Genomic DNA, 20,293 nt, shown 5'->3' on the forward strand with positions numbered 1-20,293 from the left:
TTCGGACGCGCAATAATTTGCGCCACGATTATGTTTTTGCTAGTAAATAAGTCAAGGGTTAAAGGACTTCCGTTGGCCGCGGGGGCTGTTGCTTTCAAGTAACAAGGCAAGCTGTGAGTGCGATGCGAGACCTTTCCGCAGAGAGCTTCCGGCAGCATCTCCTCGAGAAATATTCATCGCCGCCGCGGGCGCGCGCTCGAGTGGAAAATTCCACCAATCCGGCGCTGACGCGCCCCTTGCTCGAATTATGGGAAGCGACCGACCTGTCGGCGGCCGAATTCGCCGACGAGGTATCAGACTATTTCGGCCTGGCGCGGCTCGGCCTGCCGCAACTGCTGACGACGACACCCTGCCTCGACGGGTTTTCCCGCCGCTTCCTGCGTGAGTCCACCATCTTTCCGTTCCGTGCGCCGAACGGCGGTTTTCGGCTGGCGATCGCCGATCCCTCTGATACCGCGGCGGTGCGCGCCGCCGAGATCGTGTTCGGTGAGACGGTCGAGGTCGTCGTCGCATCGTTCGAGGACATCACCACGGTGCTCGATCAGCGCACCGAGGCGGGCGAGACGAGGGCGGACGACGTGCGCAGCGTTGGGCAACAGTCCGACGACGACATCGAGAGCCTGCGCGATCTCGCCAGCGGCGCGCCTGTCGTGCGCGCGCTCAACGATCTGCTGGAGCGCGCGGTCGATCTGCGCGCCAGCGACATTCACGTCGAGCCGTTCCGCTCCGGGCTCACGGTGCGCATGCGCGTCGACGGCCTGTTGCGCGCGCTGCCATCGCCGCATGGCATTCCGCCGCAAGCGCTGATCTCGCGCATCAAGATTCTCGCAAGCCTCAACATCGCCGAGCGCCGCCTGCCGCAGGACGGCGCAGCGCGCGTCCGCGTCGGCCGCAACGAGCTCGATGTTCGTGTCGCGACCATGCCGACGCAGCATGGCGAGAGTGCCGTGATCCGCCTGTTGCCGCGCGACCGCGGTCTGCTCGAGATGAGCAAGCTCGGCCTGCGGACCCGCGACGAGAGTGCGATGACGCGCCTGCTCGCGATGCCGCATGGCATGATCGTGATCACCGGGCCGACAGGCAGCGGCAAGACCACCACGCTTGCGACCATGCTGTCGATCCTCAACGAGCCGACGCGCAAGATCCTCACCATCGAGGATCCGGTCGAGTACGAGATCCCCGGCATCAACCAGTCCCAGGTCAAGCCGTCGATCGGCCTGACCTTTGCCTCCGCCATGCGGGCCTTCGTGCGTCAGGACCCCGACGTGATCATGGTCGGCGAGGTCCGCGACGCCGAGACCGCGCATATCGCGATCCACGCCGCGCTCACCGGCCATCTCGTGCTGACGACGCTGCACACCGAGACCGCGGCTGCGGCCGTGCCGCGCCTGATTGATCTCGGCATCGAGGGTTTCCTGCTCAAGTCGACGCTGCGCGCGGTGGTGGCGCAGCGCCTCGTCCGCATGCTATGCGACCGCTGCAAGGTGCCGCACGCGCTGACCGAGGCCGACCTCGCCAAGGACCCGCGCTTTGCCGTGATCGGCTTCAAGTGCGGCGAGGTCGTGCACGAGGCCGGCGGCTGCGAACGCTGCGGCGGCACCGGCTATCGCGGTCGCAACGGCGTGTTCGAGATCCTCGAAATGTCCGACGAGGTCCGTACGCTGATCGGGCCGCAGACCGACTCCCACTCCATCGACGCCGCTGCGATGCGGGGCGGAATGACGACGATGCTCGAAGATGCCGTCGCCAAATGCCGGGCCGGGTTGACGACGGTGCCCGAAGTCTTCCGCGTCACGACGGTGCGCTAGAGCATGATGAGATCAGGTTCATATGTTGCAACGAGGGAGGTGCGCTCCCTCCCCCGCTCGCGGGGGAGGGTTGGGGAGAGGGTGTCTCCGCAATCGAGAACCCCCAAGAGGAGAAAACCCTCACCCGCGCCTTCGGCAAAGCCGAGGCCTTGCCTCGGCGTGCTTCAAGAGAACGGCCGCCAAAGGCGGCCGCTGCCTCTCCCGCAAGCGGGAGAGGTGCACCGAGCGCGCGGACAATCCATTCGACCCAAGTTCATCCGGCTTTAGGAACCATGCCGAACTATCGCTACCGCGCCCTCAATACCAACGGCGAACTGGTCTCCGGGGCCATCGCCGCGCCGGCGCCGGGCGACGTGGCGCAGCGGATCGAGCGGCTCGGCCTGGTGCTGGTCGACAACGTCACGCCGGAGGAGGGCGGTGCGGCGGGTGGCGCGCTCAGCCTGTTCAACAGGCCGAAGGCCGAGGACGTGACCATCTTCACCCGCGATCTCGCGCTGCTGCTCCGCGCCGGCGCCCGCATCAATGACGGGCTGGAGCTGCTCGCCGCCGATCCGGATTTCGGACGGCTGCGGTCCGTCGTCGCCGACATCCGCGCGCGCGTCGTTTCCGGCGAGAGCTTTGGCGAGGCGCTGGGGCGGCATGAGGGGCTGTTTCCGCCGATGTACATCGCGCTGGTGCGGGTCGGTGAGGCGTCGGGATCGCTGGACCAGGTGCTGGAGGTGCTGGCCGGCGAACGCGCGCGCGGCGAGGCGCTGAAGCGGCGCCTGACCGATGCGATCCGCTATCCCGTCTTCGTGCTCGGCGCGGCCGGATGCGTGCTGCTGTTCTTCCTGACATTCGTGCTGCCGCAATTTGCCAGCGTCTTGCAGGATTTCGGCGCCAAGGTCGATCCGATCGTCGGCGTGTTCCTCAACATCTCCACGTTCTTGCGCGGCAATTCAGAGGCGGTGCTGGCCGGCCTTGCGGCGTTCGTCGCGGCCGCCTGGCTATTGTTGCGCCAGGAACGCATTCGTCGCGGCATCACCAATGCATTCACGCGGCTGCCGGCGATCCGTAACGTGATGGGCGCATATCGCACGGCGCTGTTCTGCCGCAATCTCGGCCTGCTGCTCGGCAGCGGTGTCAACCTTACGACGACGCTGCGCATCCTCGTCGACATGATGGCGACGACAGGATCGTCCGCGGTCTGGAGCGATGCTGCCGACCGTGTCCGCCATGGCTCGAAACTCTCCGATGCGCTCGCCGAGACAGAGGCGTTGCCGCCCATGGCGGTGCGCATGCTGAGATTGGGCGATGAGACCGGGCAACTGCCGATGCTGTCCGGCCGCGTCGCCGAATTCTACGAGGCCAAGCTGCAACGCACGCTCGACCGCGCGGTCGGCATTGCCGGACCTGCGGCGATCATCGCGATCTCGCTCGTCGTCGGCGGCCTGATCACATCGGTGATGACAGCGCTGATGTCGGTGAGCCAGATTGTTGGTTAGGCGGATGTAATGGGAGGGGGATGAAGTGACCAGATATCCATCGTCAAGGCGACGCCTGCGGCGCGCCCCCTGCGGAGAGGCCGGCTTCACCCTGGTCGAAATGCTCGTCGTCATCACCATCATCGGCATGATCATGGCGTTGGTCGGCCCGCGGGTGCTGAACTATCTCAGCGAGTCCAAGGCCAAGGCGGCGAAAATCCAGATCGAGAGCTTCTCCAGCGCGCTCGATCTCTACTATCTCGATCTCGGCCGCTATCCGACGTCGAATGAGGGCCTCACCGGGCTGACGCGCAGCAGCAACCAGGCCGGCTGGAACGGGCCATACTTGCGCGGCGGCGTGGTGCCCAACGATCCCTGGGGGCACGTCTATGTCTATCGTTCGCCGGGCGCGAGCGCTCCCTACGAGATCATCTCGCTCGGATCAGACGGTCAGGAAGGCGGCAGTGGAACGGCAGCCGACATTGTCAGCGGCGCGCGCTAAGCCAGTTCGTGACGCGCGGGCGTTCGATGCGCTGGGTTTTGCGCTGATCGAGATCCTGTGCGTGCTCGCGATCATCGGCCTGCTTGCGGCGATCATTCTGCCGGCGATCCCGCACTCGACGACGCGGGCAAAGCTCGAAAGCTACGCGATCGAGACCGCGGCGCTGCTGAAATCCGATCGCAACAGCGCGCTGCGCCGCCAGGTCACGGTCGCAACCCAGGTTGATGCGGAAGCGCGCGCGATCCGCTCCGGCGTCACCGGACAGACCATCCGGCTGCCGCGCGACGTGATCGTGCAGGTGACGCTGGCCGCGCGCTGCGCCGATCGCGCCACGGGGCGGTCGATCGATTTCTTTCCGTCGGGCATGTCGTGCGGCGGAACGATTGCGCTGGCGCGGCCCGGAATGGGTTACGAGGTGCGCGTCAACTGGCTGACCGGAGGCGTCGAGATTGTCCCGCAGAAGCTGCTCTGACGGCGCCGCCGGTTTCACGCTGATCGAGGCACTGGTCGCGCTCGCGATCATCGCCATCGTGCTCGGGACCATCGGCTCGGTCATCGCCGTCACGACCAGGGGCACGCGCTCGATCGACCAGCGTCTGGCGCTGGCCGGCACCGCCGAGACCTTGCTTGCGGACCTCCCGGCGCGTGGAGTGCTGAAGCCCGGCCGGCAGAGCGGGCAGCTCGCCGGCAGCCGCTGGCGCGTTGATATTGCGCCGATGAATGTTGCCGGCGGCAATCCCGCCACCGATCGCTTCGTGCCACTGGCGGTCAACCTGCGGCTTCAGCGCGCTGACGGCAGCGCGATCCAGGTCACGACGGTGAAGCTGGTGCCAAGGTCCACGCAATGACCCGCGCCAAGAAACGTGTCATCAAACGCCTGCACCGCACGCTCGCTTCCGAGGCGGGTTTCACCCTGCTCGAAGTGCTGCTGGCGACGCTGCTGATGACCGTGATCCTGGCCGCGCTCGCGACCGTGACGGCACAGTGGCTGCCGAACTGGAATCGCGGCATAGCGCGGGTGCAGCGCGCGGAGCGCCTCGCCACCGGCCTCGACCGCATCGTCGCCGATCTCTCCGTCGCCGAGCAGATGACCGTGAACGGCGACGCCAGGGTACCGCTGTTCGACGGGGCTGAATTATCGGTGACGTTCCTGCGCACCGCGCTCGGTCCGAGCGCGCGCCCGGGCCTCGAATTCATCCGCCTGATCGAGAAGGCCGACGCGCAGGGGCTGGCGCTGGTGCGCGAGCGCGCGCCGTTCCAGCCGATGCCGACCGACGGGCAGATCCGTTTCATCGACCAGGTGGTGCTGATCCGCGCGCCGTTTCGCGTCAGCTTCGCCTATGCCGGGCTCGACAGGACGTGGCAGCCGACCTGGCACAACCAGTCGCAACTGCCGGAGCGCATCCGCATCACGGTGCGCGACGGCGCCACGGGTCAGGTGCTGGCGGTTTCGGCCGCCGTACTGCCGCACATCAATGCACCGGCCGAATGCGCGCGGGCCAAGAATCCGACGACCTGCGTGACGGGCACAAGGCCGCAACAGGCGGAGAAGAAAGAGGAGCAGCAGCTGTGAGCGGCGCGGCGCATGATCGGGGTACGCTTGGCCAGGAAGCACTTGGCCAGGAAACACTTGGCCAGGAAATACTTGGCGATGACCGCGGCTTCATCGTGATCGTGGTGCTCTGGATGCTGGCTGCGCTCGCCACGCTCGCGCTGATCTATCTGACCTATGTCACCAACACCGCGGTCACGATCGCCGTCAACACCGACCGCTTGCAGGCCGACGCCTTGATGAACGCCGGCCTCGAGCTCGCGGCCTATCGGCTGACCGCGCAAAGCGAGGCGACCCGCCCGACCAGCGGCACCTTCAACGCCCGCGTCGGTGCGGGCCGGGTGGCCGTGACGTTCCGCTCGGAGGCCGCGCGCATCGATCTCAACGTGGCGCCGAAAGCCGTCCTCGCCGGCCTGATGAAAGGGCTCGGCGTCTCCGCATCGGATGCGCCTGACTACGCCGACCGGATCCTGGCGTGGCGGTCGTCGACGGAGACAGGCCAGGACAATCCGGAAGATTCCTACTACCGCACGCTCGGCGCGCCCTACCTGCCGCGCCATGCGCCGTTCCCGCACAGCGACGAGCTGTGGCTGGTGCGCGGTATCCCGCCGGCCGTGATCGAGCGCATGCTGCCCTTCGTCACCGTGTTCAGCAACATGCGCACCGTGAACGTGCTGGATGCCGCGCCGCAGGTGGTGGCGGCGCTGCCGAATATGACGCCGGAGACCCTGCAACGGCTGCTGCGCGACCGTGCCGATCCCAACGTCGACCCGCGGTCCCTGATTGGGCTGGCCGGCAGCGCCAGCGCGACGATCGAGGGTTCGAAGGCCTACCGCGTGACGGTCGCCGCCGAGGCGCCGTCGCACCGGCGGAGCTCGGCCGAGATCGTCATCCTGCTTCTCGAAAGCGGCGATGAGCCCTATCGTGTATTGTCGTGGCACAACGCCTTCGACGGCTCTGCCGGAAAGCCTTTGTGAGATGAGTTCGCTCAATTCCCTTCGCGCCATTTTCGATGCCTGGACCGGCACGGTGGCCGGTGCCATTGTGGCCGGACTGGAGCGAATGGTCTCGCCGCGCCTGGTGCGGCTGGTCGAGGGCGAGACCGGGGCGTTCGCGCTGGAGGCTGCGAAGCCGGAGAACACGCCGAAGCAGATCGCGTTCGAGGACGGCAAGTTCACCGGTGCCAATCTCGCGCCAATCGTCCGCGGCTGCCGCGTCGAGATCGTGCTGCGGCCGGCGCGCTTCCTGTTCCGTCCGCTGGAGCTGCCGGCGCGTGCGGCGGATTTCCTCGACGGCATCGTGCGGGCGCAGATCGACCGGCTGACGCCGTGGAGCGCGGGCGACGCCGTGTTCGGTTGCAGCGCGCCGGTGGCCCAGGGCAGCGAGGGCATCACCACGATGATCGCGGCCGCACCGCGCCGGCTCGCGATGGGCTATGTCGATGCGGTGTCCGGATTTCATCCGTCCGCGATCGCGGTTCTGACGGAGCCGGCCGAGGGCGGGCGCATCAAGGTGTTCGGGCAGAAGTCGCGCGGCGCGATCGATCCCGTGCGGTTGAGCCGGACGCTGCAGGCGGTGCTGGCCATCGCCGCGGTCGCTGCCGTATTCGGTTCGATTGTCGCGGGCTATCTGGCCGACAGTTTGAGCGCGCAGGAGAGCGACCTCGAGCAACAGATCACCCAGCGCCGTGCCGCGATCCGCGGTGCCGATGGCGGCGAGCGATCGCCGCTGGCGCTGCTGGAGCAACGCAAATACGACACGCCGGCGAGCGTGATCGTGCTGGAATCGTTGAGCCGCTTGCTGCCCGACCACACCTACGTCACCGAAATGCATCTGGTCGGCAACAAGCTCCAGATCGCCGGCATCACCCGCGACGCGCCCTCGCTGATCCCGCTGATCGAGCAGTCCCGGCATTTCACCCGCGCGACCTTCTACGCCCCGACCACGCGGAGCTCCACCGATCCCGGTGAGCGCTTCCACATCGAGGCGCAGATCGAAACGAGGAATGCGCCATGAGCACCGGTGGGATGGCAGGCGGAAACGCGGTTGCGCGATGGCTGACCGGCTCGCCGCTGATCGCGGTCACGCTCTATCTCGCGGTGACGGCCGGGCTGTTGCTGATGGCGGGCCTGTCGATCGCCGACGTCATCGCTCACCGCCAGGCCCTGGCGCAGACCTCCGACCTGCTCGACCAGCTGCGCGGCCGCAAGGGCGCCGCCAAGAATGCCGCAGCCATCTCGGCCGAGCATCCCGGCACGCCGTTCCTGGAGGGACCGACGGTGACGGTCGCGGGCGCCAACCTGCTGCAGCGGGTTGCGGCCGCGGTCGGTAATGTCGGCGGTTCGGTGCAGTCGTCGCAGGTCGACGTCTCAGGCGCGCAAGTGAAGGACGGCTTCGTCGGCCTCGTCGTCAGCTGCGAGCTGGAGCAGCCCGCGCTGCAGAAGGTGCTCTACGATCTCGAGGCCGGCATGCCGTTCCTGTTCGTCGACCAGCTCGACGTCCAGGTGCCGCAGACCACCGCGCTGAACGATGCCAGCACCGGCCGCGTCAGGGTGATTTTGGGTGTCTCCGGCCAGTGGCAGGCGGGGAAATAGGGCGGCGCTCACCAGCTGTATTTGAACACGCCCTTGCCGGAATAGCTGGTGACGTTGCCGGAGAACTCACCGCAATCGAGCAAGCAGCAACAGCGTGCCCCGGCGCGATGATCTCACGGCGTCGCAACCGGCGGCAATGAACGGCCATCGATCTGCCTGGAGTTCCCGACCATTTCGTCTGCAATTTCAGTGATCGTGGCCATTGGGCAACAATTTCATGCCATCGCAACATGCCAGGAGGCGCAGCCGCTCCAGCCAGGTCCTAAAGGGATGGCGGCGGGTTGATAGTGAGGCCTATCAGAACTAGTTTGCTGCCTCTGGCTTGCCGCGCGCTGGCCGATCGCAAGGGGGGGGTCGATGTCCGGGTGGGTGAGATCGGTCGGATTGGCTGTGTTTTGCGCGGTCCTCGGCATCACCGGAAGCGTAGCGGCCACCTCGTCGCGCATGGACATCCTGTCCGACGATGCCGCCGGCAGTCCTGCCGAGAGCGTCGATGTCGGTACGGTCAGACCGATTGCCCGGCCCGCGCCGGCTACGAGCAAGCCTGCGCCTCGCGGCAATCCGCTCTGGTCGGTGCCGCTGTCGGCGCTGAGCGGGACCCAGGAGCGCCCGATTTTCTCGGCGACGCGGCGACCGCCGCCGCGCGCGGTCGCAGCCGCCCCGGCCGAAGAGGCCCACGCGCCGCCGCCGAAGCCGGTCGAGGCGCCGCCACCGCTGATGCTGGTCGGGGCCGTGGTGGGCGAGGGGGATGCGATCGCGATCCTCGTCAACCGCACTGACCAGAAGATCATTCGGCTGCGGCAGGGCGAATCGCTGGACGGCTGGTCGCTGGCCTCGGTCCTGCCGCGCGAGGTGACACTCAAGCAGGGCGATCGCAGCGAGGTGCTGGCGCTGCAACGGCCTGATGGATCGTCTGCACCGGCGGGATCGCCCGCAACGGCAGCGGTGCCCGCGGAAGGCGGCAGCAAGCTGACGATGCCGACCACGGCCAATACCTCGTTCGCCCCCTTCGTGCCGCGCGCGACACCGAAGAACGGCGAGGCGGACGGGCTCTAAGAAATTTTAGTTTTGACGCGTTTCTTGACGCGAATCGGTGTCCACTTTGCTGGAAAACGCTCTACCGTCCGAGGATCGTCCCAAGCGTGTCGCAGATCCGCTCCTGCTGGGCCTCCTGCAGCCCCATCCACATCGGCAGCCGGATCAGACGTTCCGAGAGTTCGGTTGTCAGCGCCAGATCGCCGTGCGTTCGTCCGAACCGCTGCCCTGCGGGTGAGGAATGCAGCGGGACGTAATGGAAGACCGCAGAGATGTCCGCGTCTCTGAGCTTGCCCAGCACCATGGAACGGTCGATCTCCGGTGCCAGCAGCACGTAGTAGAGATGTCCATTGTGACGGCAATGGCCTGGGACGATGGGGCGGCGCAGGAGGCCGCGCTGCTCCATCGGCGCCAGCATGTCGTGATACCTTTTCCAGATCGCCAGCCGCTCGCGCGTGATGCGCTCGGCCTCCTCGAACTGGGCCCAGAGGAAGGCGGCGGTGATATCGCTCGGTAGATAGGAGGAACCGATATCCTGCCAGGTGTATTTGTCGACCTCGCGGCGGAAGAACCGGCTGCGATCGGTGCCCTTCTCGCGCATGATTTCGGCGCGCAACGCAAGCTCGGGGTCATTCACCAGCAGGCAGCCGCCTTCGCCCGAGATGATGTTCTTGGTCTCATGGAAGCTGAAGCTGCCGAGATCGCCGATGCCGCCGAGCGGCGAGCCCTTGTAGCTCGCCTCGACCCCCTGCGCGGCGTCCTCGACGATCCGCAGATTGTAACGCCGGGCGATCGCGACGATCGCGTCCATCTCGCAGCCGACGCCGGCATAATGCACCGGCGCAATCGCGCGCGTGCGCGGGGTGATCGCGGCCTCGATCTGCCGTTCGTCGAGATTGAGGGTGTCTTCGCGAATGTCGACGAAGACCGGGACCGCGCCGCGCAGCACGAACGCGTTCGCGGTCGAGACAAAGGTGAACGAGGGCATGATCACCTCGTCGCCGCTCTTGAGGTCGAGCAGCATCGCAGCGAGGTCGAGGGCCGAGGTGCAGGAGTGCGTCAGCAACGCCCGCGCACATCCGGTGCGCTGCTCGATCCATTGATGGCAAAGCTTGGTGAAGCGACCGTCGCCGGACACGTGAAGGCTGTCCAGCGCATTCTGGATGTAGCCGTGCTCTCTTCCGGTCGCGTAGGGCCGATTGAACGGGATGAAGTCGGATGTCATTGCCTAAGCCGTTGAACCACCTTAAGAATCGCGCTAACGCTCTGGTTCGAATCCACATTGACGTGTCCCGTTGCGGAAATCAACGGGCGACCGTGTTTTCGCGGGGAAGGATGCGGCTTGACCGACACGCAGACTGACGCGCCCGGCAAGGTCGAGGTGCCGGGCGGCGCCGGACGAGCCCGCCGGCTCGTTCGCGGCTGGTCGGCGAATCTGGTCCAGATGCTTCTGGCGCTGACCCAGCAGTTGCTGCTGATCCCTGCCTTCCTGCACGTCTGGACCGGCGACGTGCTCGCGGCGTGGCTTGCGATCTATGCTACCGGAAGCCTCGTCATCGTGGCGGATGCCGGATTGCAGCTTCGCGCCGTCAATCGGTTTCTCGCCTTCAAGTCCTGCACCGATTGCGATGGGCGCACGGCGAGCGTCTACCACGGGATGCTGCGGATCTATCTTGTCATCGTCGCCGGGCTCGGCGTCCTGCTTTGCGCGGCCCTGTATCTCGCACCGCCGTCGGCCGTGCTTGGTTTTCACGCGATGCCGACATTCGATGCCGCGATGCTGGTGATGACGCTGGGAATGCTCCTGAGCCTGCCCGCCAACCTCTGCTCCGGCCTCTATCGCGTCCGCGGCCTGTATGACCGGGCGGTGTGGCTGCAAAACGCCGCACTTCTGCTCGGTCAGATCGCGCAGCTTGCCGCGCTCTTCATGTTCGGAAGCTTGCTCGCCGTGGCGATCGCCTTCGTGTCGACGCAGCTCATCTTCACGTTCTTCATCGTCGGTTTCGATGCGCCTCGTCGTTTTCCGTTCCTGCGCCGTGCTGCAAGGCCGCGGTTGCCATCCTGGCGCTGGAGCATCGGCCAGTTCGGCCGCGCGCTGCCCTTCGCGATCGCCAACATCACCGAGCTTGCGCTCGTCAACGTTCCGGTCCTGCTCGTCTCCGCGCTCGTCACCGATCGCGTCGCGGTGGTGCAATGGGGGCTGACACGCGTGATCGCGAGCCTGGTGCGCGGGCTATGTCTCCAAACCGCCTTGCCGCTCGGCGCCGAGCTCGGGCACGATCATGCAATCGGCGACAAAGAGCGGCTCCGCCGCCTTTATGCTCATGGATCGGTGTTCGTCACCGGGCTTGCCTGCCTGGTCGTCGCTGGCTTTCTGCCGTTCTGGCCCGATTTCTTCGCACTATGGACCCATGGCAGCATACCCTATGACGGGCTGCTTGCGGTGACGCTGCTGCTCGGCTCGGCCGCAGGCGCGCCCTCGCTGATGGCGCTGGTCTTTGCCAATCACAGCGATCGCGGCGTGCTTCTGATCCGGACCAAGGGGCTCCAGTTCGTCGTATTCCTGCTGCTGGCCTTCGTCCTGATACCGAGGCTCGGACCGCTCGGCGCTGCGCTTGCGGTGGTCGCGAGCGACATTCTCGTTCAGTTCGGGCTGCTCACGCTGGTGATCATGTGGCAGACCCTGCGCCACCCGCTCAGGCACATCGCGTTCCTGATGTTCGTTGCCGCGGGGATCGTGGCGCCGGGCTGGCTGATCGGGCTCGCAGTTACCACACTCCTGCCGGGAAGCGGGCTCGTGCATTTCGTCATGGAGTGCGCGATCTGGATGGCGGTGGTCGGGGGGCTCGCAAGCCCGCTGTTGAACACGGCCCTGCGCGAGCGGCTGCGGGCACTGGTTCCGGCGTAGCCGATGATCTCAGCGTGCGGTCAGCGTCAGCCGGTGCTTCAGCCGCTCCAAATGACGGGCGAATTCCTGGTGGCCGGCCTTGGTCTCCTCGGCAAACAGCGCGAGCCGAAGATGCCCGGCCGCGCTCAAGCGCTCGCGTGTCCCCTCGGCGCGGAGATTGACGATTGCGTCGGCGAGTGAGCGCGGGTCGTCATAGTCGAACAGGATCGCGGCGTCGCCGGCTTGCGCCTTGAAGGCTTCGGGATAGATCACGGGCGTGCCCACAGCCCAGGCTTCGAGCGGCGGCAGATTGGTCGGCCCGAAATAGGTTGGCATCACCAGCGCCGATGCGCCGCGGTAGAGCGCGCCGAGCTCGGCGGATTCGACGAAGCCGATGATGGAGATCTGGTCGGACAATCCGTAGGTGCGGATCGCAAGGTCGATCCTGTCGCGACCGCTGCGGTTGGAGCCGCACAGCACCAGCCGCTCCGTGATGCCGCGTTCGCGCAACAGGGCGAGCGCGGCGAGCAGTGTGATGTGGTTCTTGTGTGGCCAGAACTGCGCCGGATAGAACAGATAGCCGGGCTCGAGTCGGTATTTCGCCAGCACGGCGGCATCGGCGGCGGTGTCGGGCGCGGACCGGCTGACATAGGTCGATGGCGAGAACGGGATGCAGATCGCGCGGTCCCGCTCCATGGCGTAGCGGCGGCAGAGATCGTCGATCAGCTCGGACGCATTGACGATCACCGCGACGGCCTTGGTGCTGGCGAGGCGGAACAGGATCTCGCGGCGCTCGAATTCGCCGAAGGCGCGCACTTCCGGAAACTCCGGCGCGTCGCGATGGCAGCCGTCGAAGATCGTGATGATGAAGGGCAGCTGGTGCAGCAGCAGGTGCCGCTTCGAGGTCGACGTGAAATGCACGACGTCGATGCCGTCGCGGATCAAGGCGCGCTCGAACGGCGATTTGAGCTCCAGCGCGATCTGGACGAGATCAAACGGCCCGCAATATTTGAGGAACAGGAAGAGATAGTCGGACACGCCGAACTTGCGCAGCCGTCCCTCGACACCGAACTCCTTCAGGATCTCGATCGTCTTCGGATAGGGCGAGTACACCACGATCTCGTTGCCGGACTGTGCCGCCCATTCGCGCAGCCAGAGCAGATCGTTGAGTGGTTGCTGAAAGCCGCCGCCGAGCTCAAGAGCCTGCTCGAGCATCACGGCTAGGCGCAGCGGTCTCACGGCTTGCCGGCCTTTCTGGCGACTGAGTAGGCGGCCCAGCTCTTCGAGTTTGGCGCGTCCTGCGTCAGCCATGCGGCGTGGTCGGCCGGCTGAAAGCCGCTCGTCGCGAGCGCTGCGTCGATCTCGAACGGAAACCAGTAGCGTATGTGGTGCGCTTCATCGACGCGACGGATCGTGGCGCGATCCGTGTCCTCGCAGAACAGCGTGTAGTTGACCGTGACGGCCGCATTCGGCTCGTCGTGGTGGGGCTGTGCGATACGGGTGAGCCGCAGCGGCTTCTGCTCGATCACTTTGACCCGCGTCTCGACGCCTTGCGCCAGCACGGCGCCGCCATACCAATAATCGAAGAAGAACACGCCGCCCGGCTTCAGCGCGGCATGCGCCGTGCGGAACATCGCTACCAGTGCATCGCGGCTGGTCTGATAGCTGGCGACGTGGAACAGCGATACCACCGCATCGTAGTCGCGTTCCGGGCCGGTCTCGCAGGCATCGCCTTGCCGGAACAGAATCGAGAGCCCGGCCTGCGCGGCGCGGGCCTTGGCGCTCGCGATCATCTCGTGGCTGAGATCGATGCCGGCAACGTTCCAGCCCTGGCGGGCGAAGGCCAGCGCGTGCAGGCCGGTGCCGCAGCCGAGATCGAGCAGCTTGCCTGAAGAGACGCCGTGATCGCGCAGGCGTGCTTCGACGAACGACGTCTCCGCCGCGTAATCCTTGTCCTGATAAAGCAGGTCATACCAGGGCGCGTAGTCGGCGAACACGGTCACGCCAAAATCTCCTTGAGCGCCTGTGCGGAGCGCGCGATCTCGTCGTCGGTCAAGGCAAGTCCGCTCGGCAGGTAGAAACCGCGACGGGCAATGTATTCCGCGTTCGGATGGGATTCATCGCGCATCAGGCCCATCCGGCGCAGCACCGGCTGCTCGTGCATGCACCAGAAGAACGGTCGCGTGCCGATGCCCTTGTCGCCGAGGCGGCGCATCGCCTCCTTGGCGTCGAACGGCACGCTGTCGTCCAGCACGACGCCGTAGACCCAGTAGATATTGTCGGCATAGTTGGTTCTTGCGACCGGGCGGCGGATGCGATCGACGCCGGCGAGATGCTCGTCGTAGAGCCGGCCGATCCGGCGCTTGAGCTCGACCGTGCGCGGCAGGCGCTCGACTTGGGCGACGCCGAGCGCGGCCTGCAAATTGGTCATGCGCGCGTTCCAGCCGAACTCCTCGTGGACGAAACGCTGCTGCGGCTGAAAGCAGAGATTGCGATAGCCTTGCAGCCGATCTGCGAGCGCGTCGTCGTCGACGAGGATCATGCCGCCTTCGCCGGTGGTGACATGCTTGTTGGGATAGAAGCTGAAGGTCGAGACGTCGCCGAAGCTGCCGCAGGGCGCGCCACGATAGGTCTGCCCATGCATCTCGGCGGCGTCCTCGATCACCCTCAGATCATGCTTGCGCGCAAGCGCCATGATCGGTTCGAGATCGACCGGCAGGCCGTAGATGTGCACCAGCATGATCGCGCGCGTGCGCGGCGTGATCGCGGCCTCCACGCCCTCGACCGTCATGTTCCAGCTCGCGGCATCGCAGTCGACCCCGACCGGGACAAGGCCGGCGCGCACGACGGCTGCGGCGCAGCTGATGATCGTGAAGGTCGGGATGATGACTTCGGAGCCTTCCTCGAGGCAGAGCGCATGGACAGCGATGTCGAGCGCGACCGAGCCGTTGGTCACCGCGATGCCGTGGCGCCGCCCGGCGGCCTCCGCCATCGCCTGCTCGAAGCGCTTGATGAACGGGCCTTCCGATGAGATCCAGCCGGTGCGGATGCATTCGGCGAGATAGTCGGCCTCGTTGCCATCGAGCAGCGGCGTGTTGACGGGAATGAACGGCGCGGTCACAGGCCCGGACCCTTGATCCGGATTTCTGACTGGGAGACTTCGCCAAAGCGGGTCTTGTCGTTCTCGCCGGAATAGGGGCCTTGCTTGATCTCGAACATCTCGACCGACTCGAGCACGTGGAAGCCGTGGGCGCCGCTGCACAACAGGATGATGTCGCCGGCGCCGAGCACGCGGCTTTCCAGATATTTTTCTTCGATCGTGTAGAAGTCGACCTGGAGCTTGCCCTTCTGGATCAGCAGCACTTCCTGGGTGTAGTGCACCTCCCGCGTCACCTTGTTGTGGCGATGCGGCTCGATGCTCTTGCCCTTCGGATGGCTCATATAGGCAAGCTGCTGCGACAGTTCGGGCGACGAAAAGAAGTGGATGCCCGGCTCGCGAAACGAGGCGCGCACGATGATCGCATAGAGCTGGTCGCCGAATCGAACATGTTCGACGTGTTCCATCTGAGCCTCGACAAAAAACGCTGGAATTTTAGTGACATAGCGTCAGTGAGGGGCACTTTGGCTATTTTGGCCCATACCGTCAAGGGTGCGCCGGCGGCTCCTATGTGCGGCCGGCGAGCTGCAAGATCGTGCTCACGCGTTGACGGAATGTGTGGGTCGAAAGCGTGCGTGCCTGTCCGGCTGCAGCGATCGCCGTGCGCGCGGGCTCATCATTGAGATAGCGATCGATCTGCGCGATGCAGTCGTCGGCCGAACGCCAGACAGCGACCTCGCGGCCGGGCTCGAACAGCGTGTGAAGATTGTCCTTGAAGTCCGTGAGCAGGAAGGCGCCGACACCGGTTGCTTCGAACAGGCGCGCATTGCCGGCTTCGGGGCCAGCCATGTCGATATGCGAGTTGAGCGTCACGCGCGAGGTGCGCAGCGCCTGATACATCTCCACGCCCCAAACCTCGCCCTGGTAACAGCGATGAAGCGGCGACGAGCCGGGCAATGTGTGCAGGCCGCTGCCGAACAGTTTCAGATCGTAGCGCCGCGCCACAGCTTCCAGCTGCGCCACCCGCTGTTGATGATCGGCCGATACGGCGCCCACGAATGAGACGTCGATGCTGCGCGCTGGTGCGGGCGGAAGAACGTCGAGGATCGCCGGCTCGAATCCGAGATGGATGACCTCGGAGCGAGCGCCTTGTTGACGAAAGAAATCCACCACCGCGGCGATTTGCGAGATCAGGAGATCGTAGACCGACCAGTCTTCACCGCGCGAGGGCACGATTCCGACCTGGCCGACCATGGTAGGGCGGCAGATCTGCTTGATCCGGCGCACCAGCCGCGTGTCGACGTGGAACAGATCCTGGTTGAGGATCAGGTCCGGCTTGAAGTCCTCGATCTGCGCCAGCAGGATCTGTTCCGACTGCACGTCGAGGCGCGGGCTCAGACCGATCTTGCGCGCGAGCGGCCTCAACACCGGCTTGAATGGTGCGACGGCGCGCTGCAGCCATCCCGGGATGGCATCGCTCACGGCGGCGCCCGGTGGCGGCGATGGAGTCACGCTGATGCCGTGTTCGCGCGCCCAAGCCGTCTGCATCCAGCCGTTGTTGACGTGGATGTTGGCGGCTGTGTGCCCGAGGGCTTCGAAATTGCGCGAGTAAAAGTCGGCGACGCCGAACAGGCTGGCGCTGCGCGCGGCCATCTGCGCGTCGTAGTCCGAATTCTCGAGGCCCGGATGGCGCCGGTACAGCCAGGCGAGAAAGCGCTGATAGTCTGCGTTGAGGATGAGAACGCGCACGGACCTAGCGCGTCCCGTTCGCGAGTTTGCGAGTGATGTCTCGACGGAGGCTCATTTGCGGGTCGAATAGCCCATTCACGGACCGTGCACAATGTCCGGGCGGCCTGAAATCCGGCGGCGCGGGACGCGATCGGTGCCGCGCGGGACCTACCGCTCGTCCGCGATCACCTTGCCGTCGTTCGGCAGCGCGCCAGGGCTGACCAGTTCGACTGCGCCGCCGAGCTTCGTTACGGCCCGCAGGCTGCTCGCGAGCTCCTCGCGCAGTGCATCGCCCGATGTGTCCGTCTCCGCCTTCAGCGTCATCGCGTCGGTCTCGCCCTGGCGGGTGACGACGAGGCGCAGCCGTCCGAGCGCGGGATGGCGCTTGCCGATCTCGGCGACCTGCTCGGGGCGGACGAACATGCCCTTGACCTTGGTGGTCTGGTCGGCGCGGCCCATCCAGCCCTTGATGCGCATGTTGGTGCGCCCGCATTTGCTTGAGCCCGGCAACGCCGCGGTGAGGTCGCCGAGCGCGAGCCGGATCCAGGGATGGTGCGGGTCGAGCGAGGTCACCACGATCTCGCCGACATCGCCCGGCGACACGGGATCGCCGGTGCCGGGTTTGACGATCTCCATGATCAGATCCTCGTTCATGACCATGCCGTCACGCGCCTCGGTCTCAAAGGCGATGAGGCCGAGATCGGCGGTGCCGAAGGCCTGGTAGGCGTCGATGCCGCGCGCCTTGATCTCGGCCTGGAGCGAGGGCGGGAAGGCGGCGCCCGACACCAGCGCGCGCTTGATCGAGGAGACGTCGCGGCCCGCGGTCTCTGCTGCATCGAGCAGGATCTTCAGGAAATCGGGTGTGCCGCTGTAGCCGACGGGACGGTAGGCCTCGATCAACTCGAACTGCTGCTCGGTATTGCCGGGGCCGGCAGGGATCACCGCGCAGCCCAGTGCGCGCGCCGAGGCGTCGAAAATGAAGCCGCCGGGGGTGAGGTGGTAGCTGAAGGTGTTGAGCACGACGTCCTCGGGGCGGAACCCGGCCGCGAACAGCGCACGTGCGCCGCGCCAGGGATCGGCCTGCCGCCCCTCCGGCTCGAAGATCGGGCCCGGGGAGGTGAACAGACGGGCGAACGACCCCGGGGCCGCCGCCACGAAGCCGCCGAAGGGCTGGGAAGCCTTGTGCAAGGCGGGCAGTTCAGACTTGCGCAGCACGGGAAGGCCCGCCAGTGCCGCTCTGGAGGTCACCGAAGCGGGATCGATGCCCTTGAGCCGCTCGGCATAGGCGGGAGCGCTCATCGCGCTGCGCAGGACGCCCGGCAGGCGGGCGAACAGCTCAGCCTCGCGCGCGGCTGGCTCGCGCGTCTCGAGGGCGTCGTAATGGGCGGTCATGGCAGATCTTTCATGGCAGGTCTTTCCGGGTTGGCATCCGTTGCACGCCGCCGCTCGCATGGGTATCAGACGGCCATTGGCGGGGCGTGGAGAGGACGCAATGGCAGACGAGAGCATCATTCCGGCGGAGGAGGCGGCCGAAATCGTCGCGCGCCTGAAGCGCCGCATGATCGAGGACGCGATCCCGCTGTGGTCGACCGTTGGCTGGGACCATGAAGCGGGCGGCTTCATCGATCGGCTGCACCGCGATGGCACTGCGGACAGAGCCGCGCCGCGGCGCGTGTTCGTGCAGGCGCGCCAGATCTGGTGCTACGCCAAGGCGGCGCAGATGGGCTGGTATCCCGAGGGGCGCGCCATCGCGCTGAAGGGGCTCGAGCACCTGCTGGCGAAGGCCAAGGCGCCCGACGGCCGGCCTGGCTACGTGCACCGGCTGACGCCGGAGGGTGCGGTGCTGGATTCGCGGCGCGATGCCTACGACCACGCCTTCATCCTGTTTGCGCTGGCGACCGTCTATTCGCTCGACCAGGACGCGCAGATTCGTGCCGAGATCGACGCACTGCTTGCCTTCCTCGACAGTCATCTGCGCTCGCCGCATGGCGGCGTGCACGAGAGCCTGCCGGTGTCGTTGCCGCGCCGTCAGAACCCGCACATGCATCTGTTCGAGGCGATGATCGCGTGCTTCGACGCGACCCACGATCTGTCGTTCCAGAATCGCGCCGGTGAATTCTTCGCGCTGTTCCTCGCCAATCTCTACGATAAGCGGAAATGTGCGCTCGGCGAATATTTCGAGGAGGACTGGTCGAAGATCGAGCCTGTCAGCATCGAGGCTGGCCACCAGGCGGAATGGGTTTGGCTGCTGAAAGGGTTTGAACGCATCACGGGCTGCCCAACCGGACAGCGGCGCGCAGAGCTGCTGGCGACCGCGCTGCGCTATCGCGATGCGGCCACGGGCTGTCTCGTCGACGAGGGCGATGACACCGGCAACATCCGTCGCAGCACGCGCCGGCTGTGGCCGCAGACCGAGATCGCGAAGGCGTGGATTGCGCAGGCCGAATCCGGCGAGGCGGGTGCGGCGGAGGAGGCCCGCGCGGCGCTGGTGCGGCTCGAACGGCATTATCTCAGCCATCCCGTGCGGGGCGGCTGGTTCGACCAGTTCGACAGCGACGGCAAATCGCTGATCGACACCATTCCTGCGTCGTCGTTCTATCATGTTCTCTGCGCAGTCACGGAAGCGGAGCAGGTTTTGGAAAGTTAGAGCCACCGCTTGCGCCGCTTGAAGCTCTTGAGGTTTTTAAAACTCTTGCGCTGGTCGCCGGCGCCACCGAGATAGAATTCCTTGACGTCCTCGTTGTCGCGCAGTTCGTCCGCGGTGCCGTCGAGCACGACCTTGCCTTGCTCCATGATGTAGCCGTGGCTCGCCACCGACAGTGCAGCGCGCGCGTTCTGCTCGACCAAGAGGATGGTGACGCCGAGGTCGCGGTTGATCTTCTGGATGATGGCGAACACCTCTTTCACCAGCAGCGGCGACAGGCCCATCGACGGTTCGTCCATCAAGATCATCTTCGGGCGCGCCATCAGTGCGCGGCCGATCGCCAGCATCTGCTGCTCGCCGCCGGAGAGATAACCGGCGAGGCCGGTGCGCTCTTTCAGACGCGGGAAATAGTTGAAGACCATGTCAAGGTCGGCATCGACCTCACGATCCCGGCGGGTGAAGGCGCCGAGCCTGAGGTTTTCCAGCGACGTCATGTCGGCGACGATGCGCCGGCCCTCCATGACCTGGAAGATGCCGCGGCGGACGATCTTGTCGGGATCGATGCCGGCGATGGGCTCGCCCTCGAACAGGATCTCGCCGCGCGTGACCTCGCCGTCCTCGGTCTTGAGCAGCCCCGAGATCGCCTTCAGCGTGGTCGACTTGCCGGCACCGTTGGCCCCGAGCAGCGCCACGATCGCGCCCTTGGGCACGTCGAGGCTGAGGCCGCGGAGCACCAGGATGACGTCGTCATAGACGACCTCGATGTTCCGCACGGCGAGGAGTGCGGCGGGGGCCACGGCGGTGGGAGTGGGACGGGCTGCTTCAATGGTTTGGGACATGCGTCATCATCCTCCGCTGTCGTCACCCGCCTTGTGCGCAATGCGCACTGGGGCGGGTGACCCAGTATTCCAGAGACGCCAGAGATCCATCGAGAAGCTGCGGCGTACTGGATCCCCCGCTTTCGCGGGGGATGACAGTTGTGC

General features: G+C 66.1%; 20 protein-coding genes. 12 read left to right on the forward strand and 8 right to left on the reverse strand.

From position 1 onward, the window contains the following. Window positions 1-122 precede the first annotated feature (122 nt). The 10 genes from YUA_RS0118275 to YUA_RS0118320 all read left to right on the forward strand — a co-directional run bounded on the left by YUA_RS0118275 (window position 123) and on the right by YUA_RS0118320 (window position 8,975). Complete coding sequence (locus YUA_RS0118275; protein ID WP_371259897.1) at window positions 123-1,808, forward strand: GspE/PulE family protein; 1,686 nt, start codon at window positions 123-125, stop codon at window positions 1,806-1,808. Window positions 1,809-2,080: 272 nt separating this feature from the next. After that, complete coding sequence (locus YUA_RS0118280; RefSeq protein WP_027532003.1) at window positions 2,081-3,292, forward strand: type II secretion system F family protein; 1,212 nt, start codon at window positions 2,081-2,083, stop codon at window positions 3,290-3,292. Window positions 3,293-3,317: 25 nt separating this feature from the next. After that, window positions 3,318-3,773 (forward strand): type II secretion system major pseudopilin GspG, encoded by a 456-nt coding sequence (gspG, locus tag YUA_RS0118285; RefSeq protein WP_027532004.1) that lies wholly within the window; start codon window positions 3,318-3,320, stop codon window positions 3,771-3,773. Then, the gene (locus YUA_RS0118290) at window positions 3,736-4,245 is read left to right on the forward strand and encodes a prepilin-type N-terminal cleavage/methylation domain-containing protein (protein ID WP_027532005.1); all 510 of its coding nucleotides are present in this window, start codon (window positions 3,736-3,738) and stop codon (window positions 4,243-4,245) included. Before gspG ends, YUA_RS0118290 begins: the two co-directional genes overlap by 38 nt. Beyond that, complete coding sequence (locus YUA_RS0118295; RefSeq protein ID WP_027532006.1) at window positions 4,223-4,621, forward strand: prepilin-type N-terminal cleavage/methylation domain-containing protein; 399 nt, start codon at window positions 4,223-4,225, stop codon at window positions 4,619-4,621. The genes YUA_RS0118290 and YUA_RS0118295 overlap by 23 nt, the downstream gene beginning before the upstream one ends. After that, window positions 4,618-5,346 (forward strand): hypothetical protein, encoded by a 729-nt coding sequence (locus YUA_RS0118300; RefSeq protein WP_035971235.1) that lies wholly within the window; start codon window positions 4,618-4,620, stop codon window positions 5,344-5,346. The genes YUA_RS0118295 and YUA_RS0118300 overlap by 4 nt, the downstream gene beginning before the upstream one ends. Next, on the forward strand, window positions 5,343-6,302 hold the full coding sequence (locus tag YUA_RS0118305) for a general secretion pathway protein GspK (RefSeq protein ID WP_245285192.1): 960 nt from the start codon (window positions 5,343-5,345) through the stop codon (window positions 6,300-6,302). Before YUA_RS0118300 ends, YUA_RS0118305 begins: the two co-directional genes overlap by 4 nt. Before the next feature lies 1 nt (window position 6,303). Continuing rightward, window positions 6,304-7,341, forward strand: coding sequence for a PilN domain-containing protein (locus tag YUA_RS0118310; RefSeq protein WP_027532009.1), 1,038 nt, complete (start codon window positions 6,304-6,306; stop codon window positions 7,339-7,341). Further along, complete coding sequence (gspM, locus tag YUA_RS0118315; protein ID WP_027532010.1) at window positions 7,338-7,919, forward strand: type II secretion system protein GspM; 582 nt, start codon at window positions 7,338-7,340, stop codon at window positions 7,917-7,919. The genes YUA_RS0118310 and gspM overlap by 4 nt, the downstream gene beginning before the upstream one ends. A gap of 357 nt (window positions 7,920-8,276) precedes the next feature. Beyond that, complete coding sequence (locus YUA_RS0118320; protein WP_027532011.1) at window positions 8,277-8,975, forward strand: hypothetical protein; 699 nt, start codon at window positions 8,277-8,279, stop codon at window positions 8,973-8,975. Between the two features lie 61 nt (window positions 8,976-9,036). Here the strand turns inward: YUA_RS0118320 and rffA are convergent, their stop codons facing one another. Then, on the reverse strand, window positions 9,037-10,179 hold the full coding sequence (gene rffA / locus YUA_RS0118325) for a dTDP-4-amino-4,6-dideoxygalactose transaminase (RefSeq protein WP_027532012.1): 1,143 nt from the start codon (window positions 10,177-10,179) through the stop codon (window positions 9,037-9,039). Window positions 10,180-10,296: 117 nt separating this feature from the next. Here rffA and YUA_RS0118330 point away from each other — a divergent pair, with 117 nt between their 5' ends. Beyond that, window positions 10,297-11,862 carry a lipopolysaccharide biosynthesis protein gene (locus YUA_RS0118330; protein WP_027532013.1) on the forward strand — a complete coding sequence of 522 codons (1,566 nt, stop codon included), beginning with the start codon at window positions 10,297-10,299 and terminating at the stop codon, window positions 11,860-11,862. A gap of 9 nt (window positions 11,863-11,871) precedes the next feature. On the opposite strand, the gene YUA_RS0118335 is transcribed toward YUA_RS0118330, so the two are convergent. The 6 genes from YUA_RS0118335 to YUA_RS0118360 all read right to left on the reverse strand — a co-directional run bounded on the left by YUA_RS0118335 (window position 11,872) and on the right by YUA_RS0118360 (window position 18,058). Continuing rightward, window positions 11,872-13,080, reverse strand: a complete 1,209-nt coding sequence (locus YUA_RS0118335; RefSeq protein WP_027532014.1) for a glycosyltransferase — start codon at window positions 13,078-13,080, stop codon at window positions 11,872-11,874. Then, complete coding sequence (locus YUA_RS0118340; protein ID WP_027532015.1) at window positions 13,077-13,844, reverse strand: class I SAM-dependent methyltransferase; 768 nt, start codon at window positions 13,842-13,844, stop codon at window positions 13,077-13,079. The genes YUA_RS0118335 and YUA_RS0118340 overlap by 4 nt, the downstream gene beginning before the upstream one ends. Next, a complete protein-coding gene (locus YUA_RS0118345; RefSeq protein ID WP_027532016.1) occupies window positions 13,841-14,962 on the reverse strand; it encodes a DegT/DnrJ/EryC1/StrS aminotransferase family protein in 1,122 nt (373 codons plus the stop codon). The genes YUA_RS0118340 and YUA_RS0118345 overlap by 4 nt, the downstream gene beginning before the upstream one ends. Continuing rightward, complete coding sequence (locus YUA_RS0118350; RefSeq protein ID WP_027532017.1) at window positions 14,959-15,405, reverse strand: hypothetical protein; 447 nt, start codon at window positions 15,403-15,405, stop codon at window positions 14,959-14,961. Before YUA_RS0118350 ends, YUA_RS0118345 begins: the two co-directional genes overlap by 4 nt. Window positions 15,406-15,505: 100 nt before the next feature. Then, window positions 15,506-16,687: a glycosyltransferase gene (locus tag YUA_RS0118355; protein WP_027532018.1), complete on the reverse strand. Its 1,182-nt coding sequence runs from the start codon at window positions 16,685-16,687 to the stop codon at window positions 15,506-15,508. A gap of 147 nt (window positions 16,688-16,834) precedes the next feature. Beyond that, window positions 16,835-18,058 (reverse strand): phenylacetate--CoA ligase family protein, encoded by a 1,224-nt coding sequence (locus YUA_RS0118360; protein ID WP_027532019.1) that lies wholly within the window; start codon window positions 18,056-18,058, stop codon window positions 16,835-16,837. 100 nt (window positions 18,059-18,158) lie between these two features. Here YUA_RS0118360 and YUA_RS0118365 point away from each other — a divergent pair, with 100 nt between their 5' ends. Then, window positions 18,159-19,313 (forward strand): AGE family epimerase/isomerase, encoded by a 1,155-nt coding sequence (locus tag YUA_RS0118365; RefSeq protein WP_027532020.1) that lies wholly within the window; start codon window positions 18,159-18,161, stop codon window positions 19,311-19,313. On the opposite strand, the gene YUA_RS0118370 is transcribed toward YUA_RS0118365, so the two are convergent. After that, the gene (locus YUA_RS0118370; protein ID WP_027532021.1) at window positions 19,310-20,149 is read right to left on the reverse strand and encodes an ABC transporter ATP-binding protein; all 840 of its coding nucleotides are present in this window, start codon (window positions 20,147-20,149) and stop codon (window positions 19,310-19,312) included. The two genes, YUA_RS0118365 and YUA_RS0118370, sit on opposite strands and share 4 nt — an antisense overlap. Window positions 20,150-20,293: the final 144 nt, after the last annotated feature.

Origin of the sequence: Bradyrhizobium sp. WSM3983 (genome assembly GCF_000473045.1) — a bacterium.
Classification (GTDB): domain Bacteria; phylum Pseudomonadota; class Alphaproteobacteria; order Rhizobiales; family Xanthobacteraceae; genus Bradyrhizobium.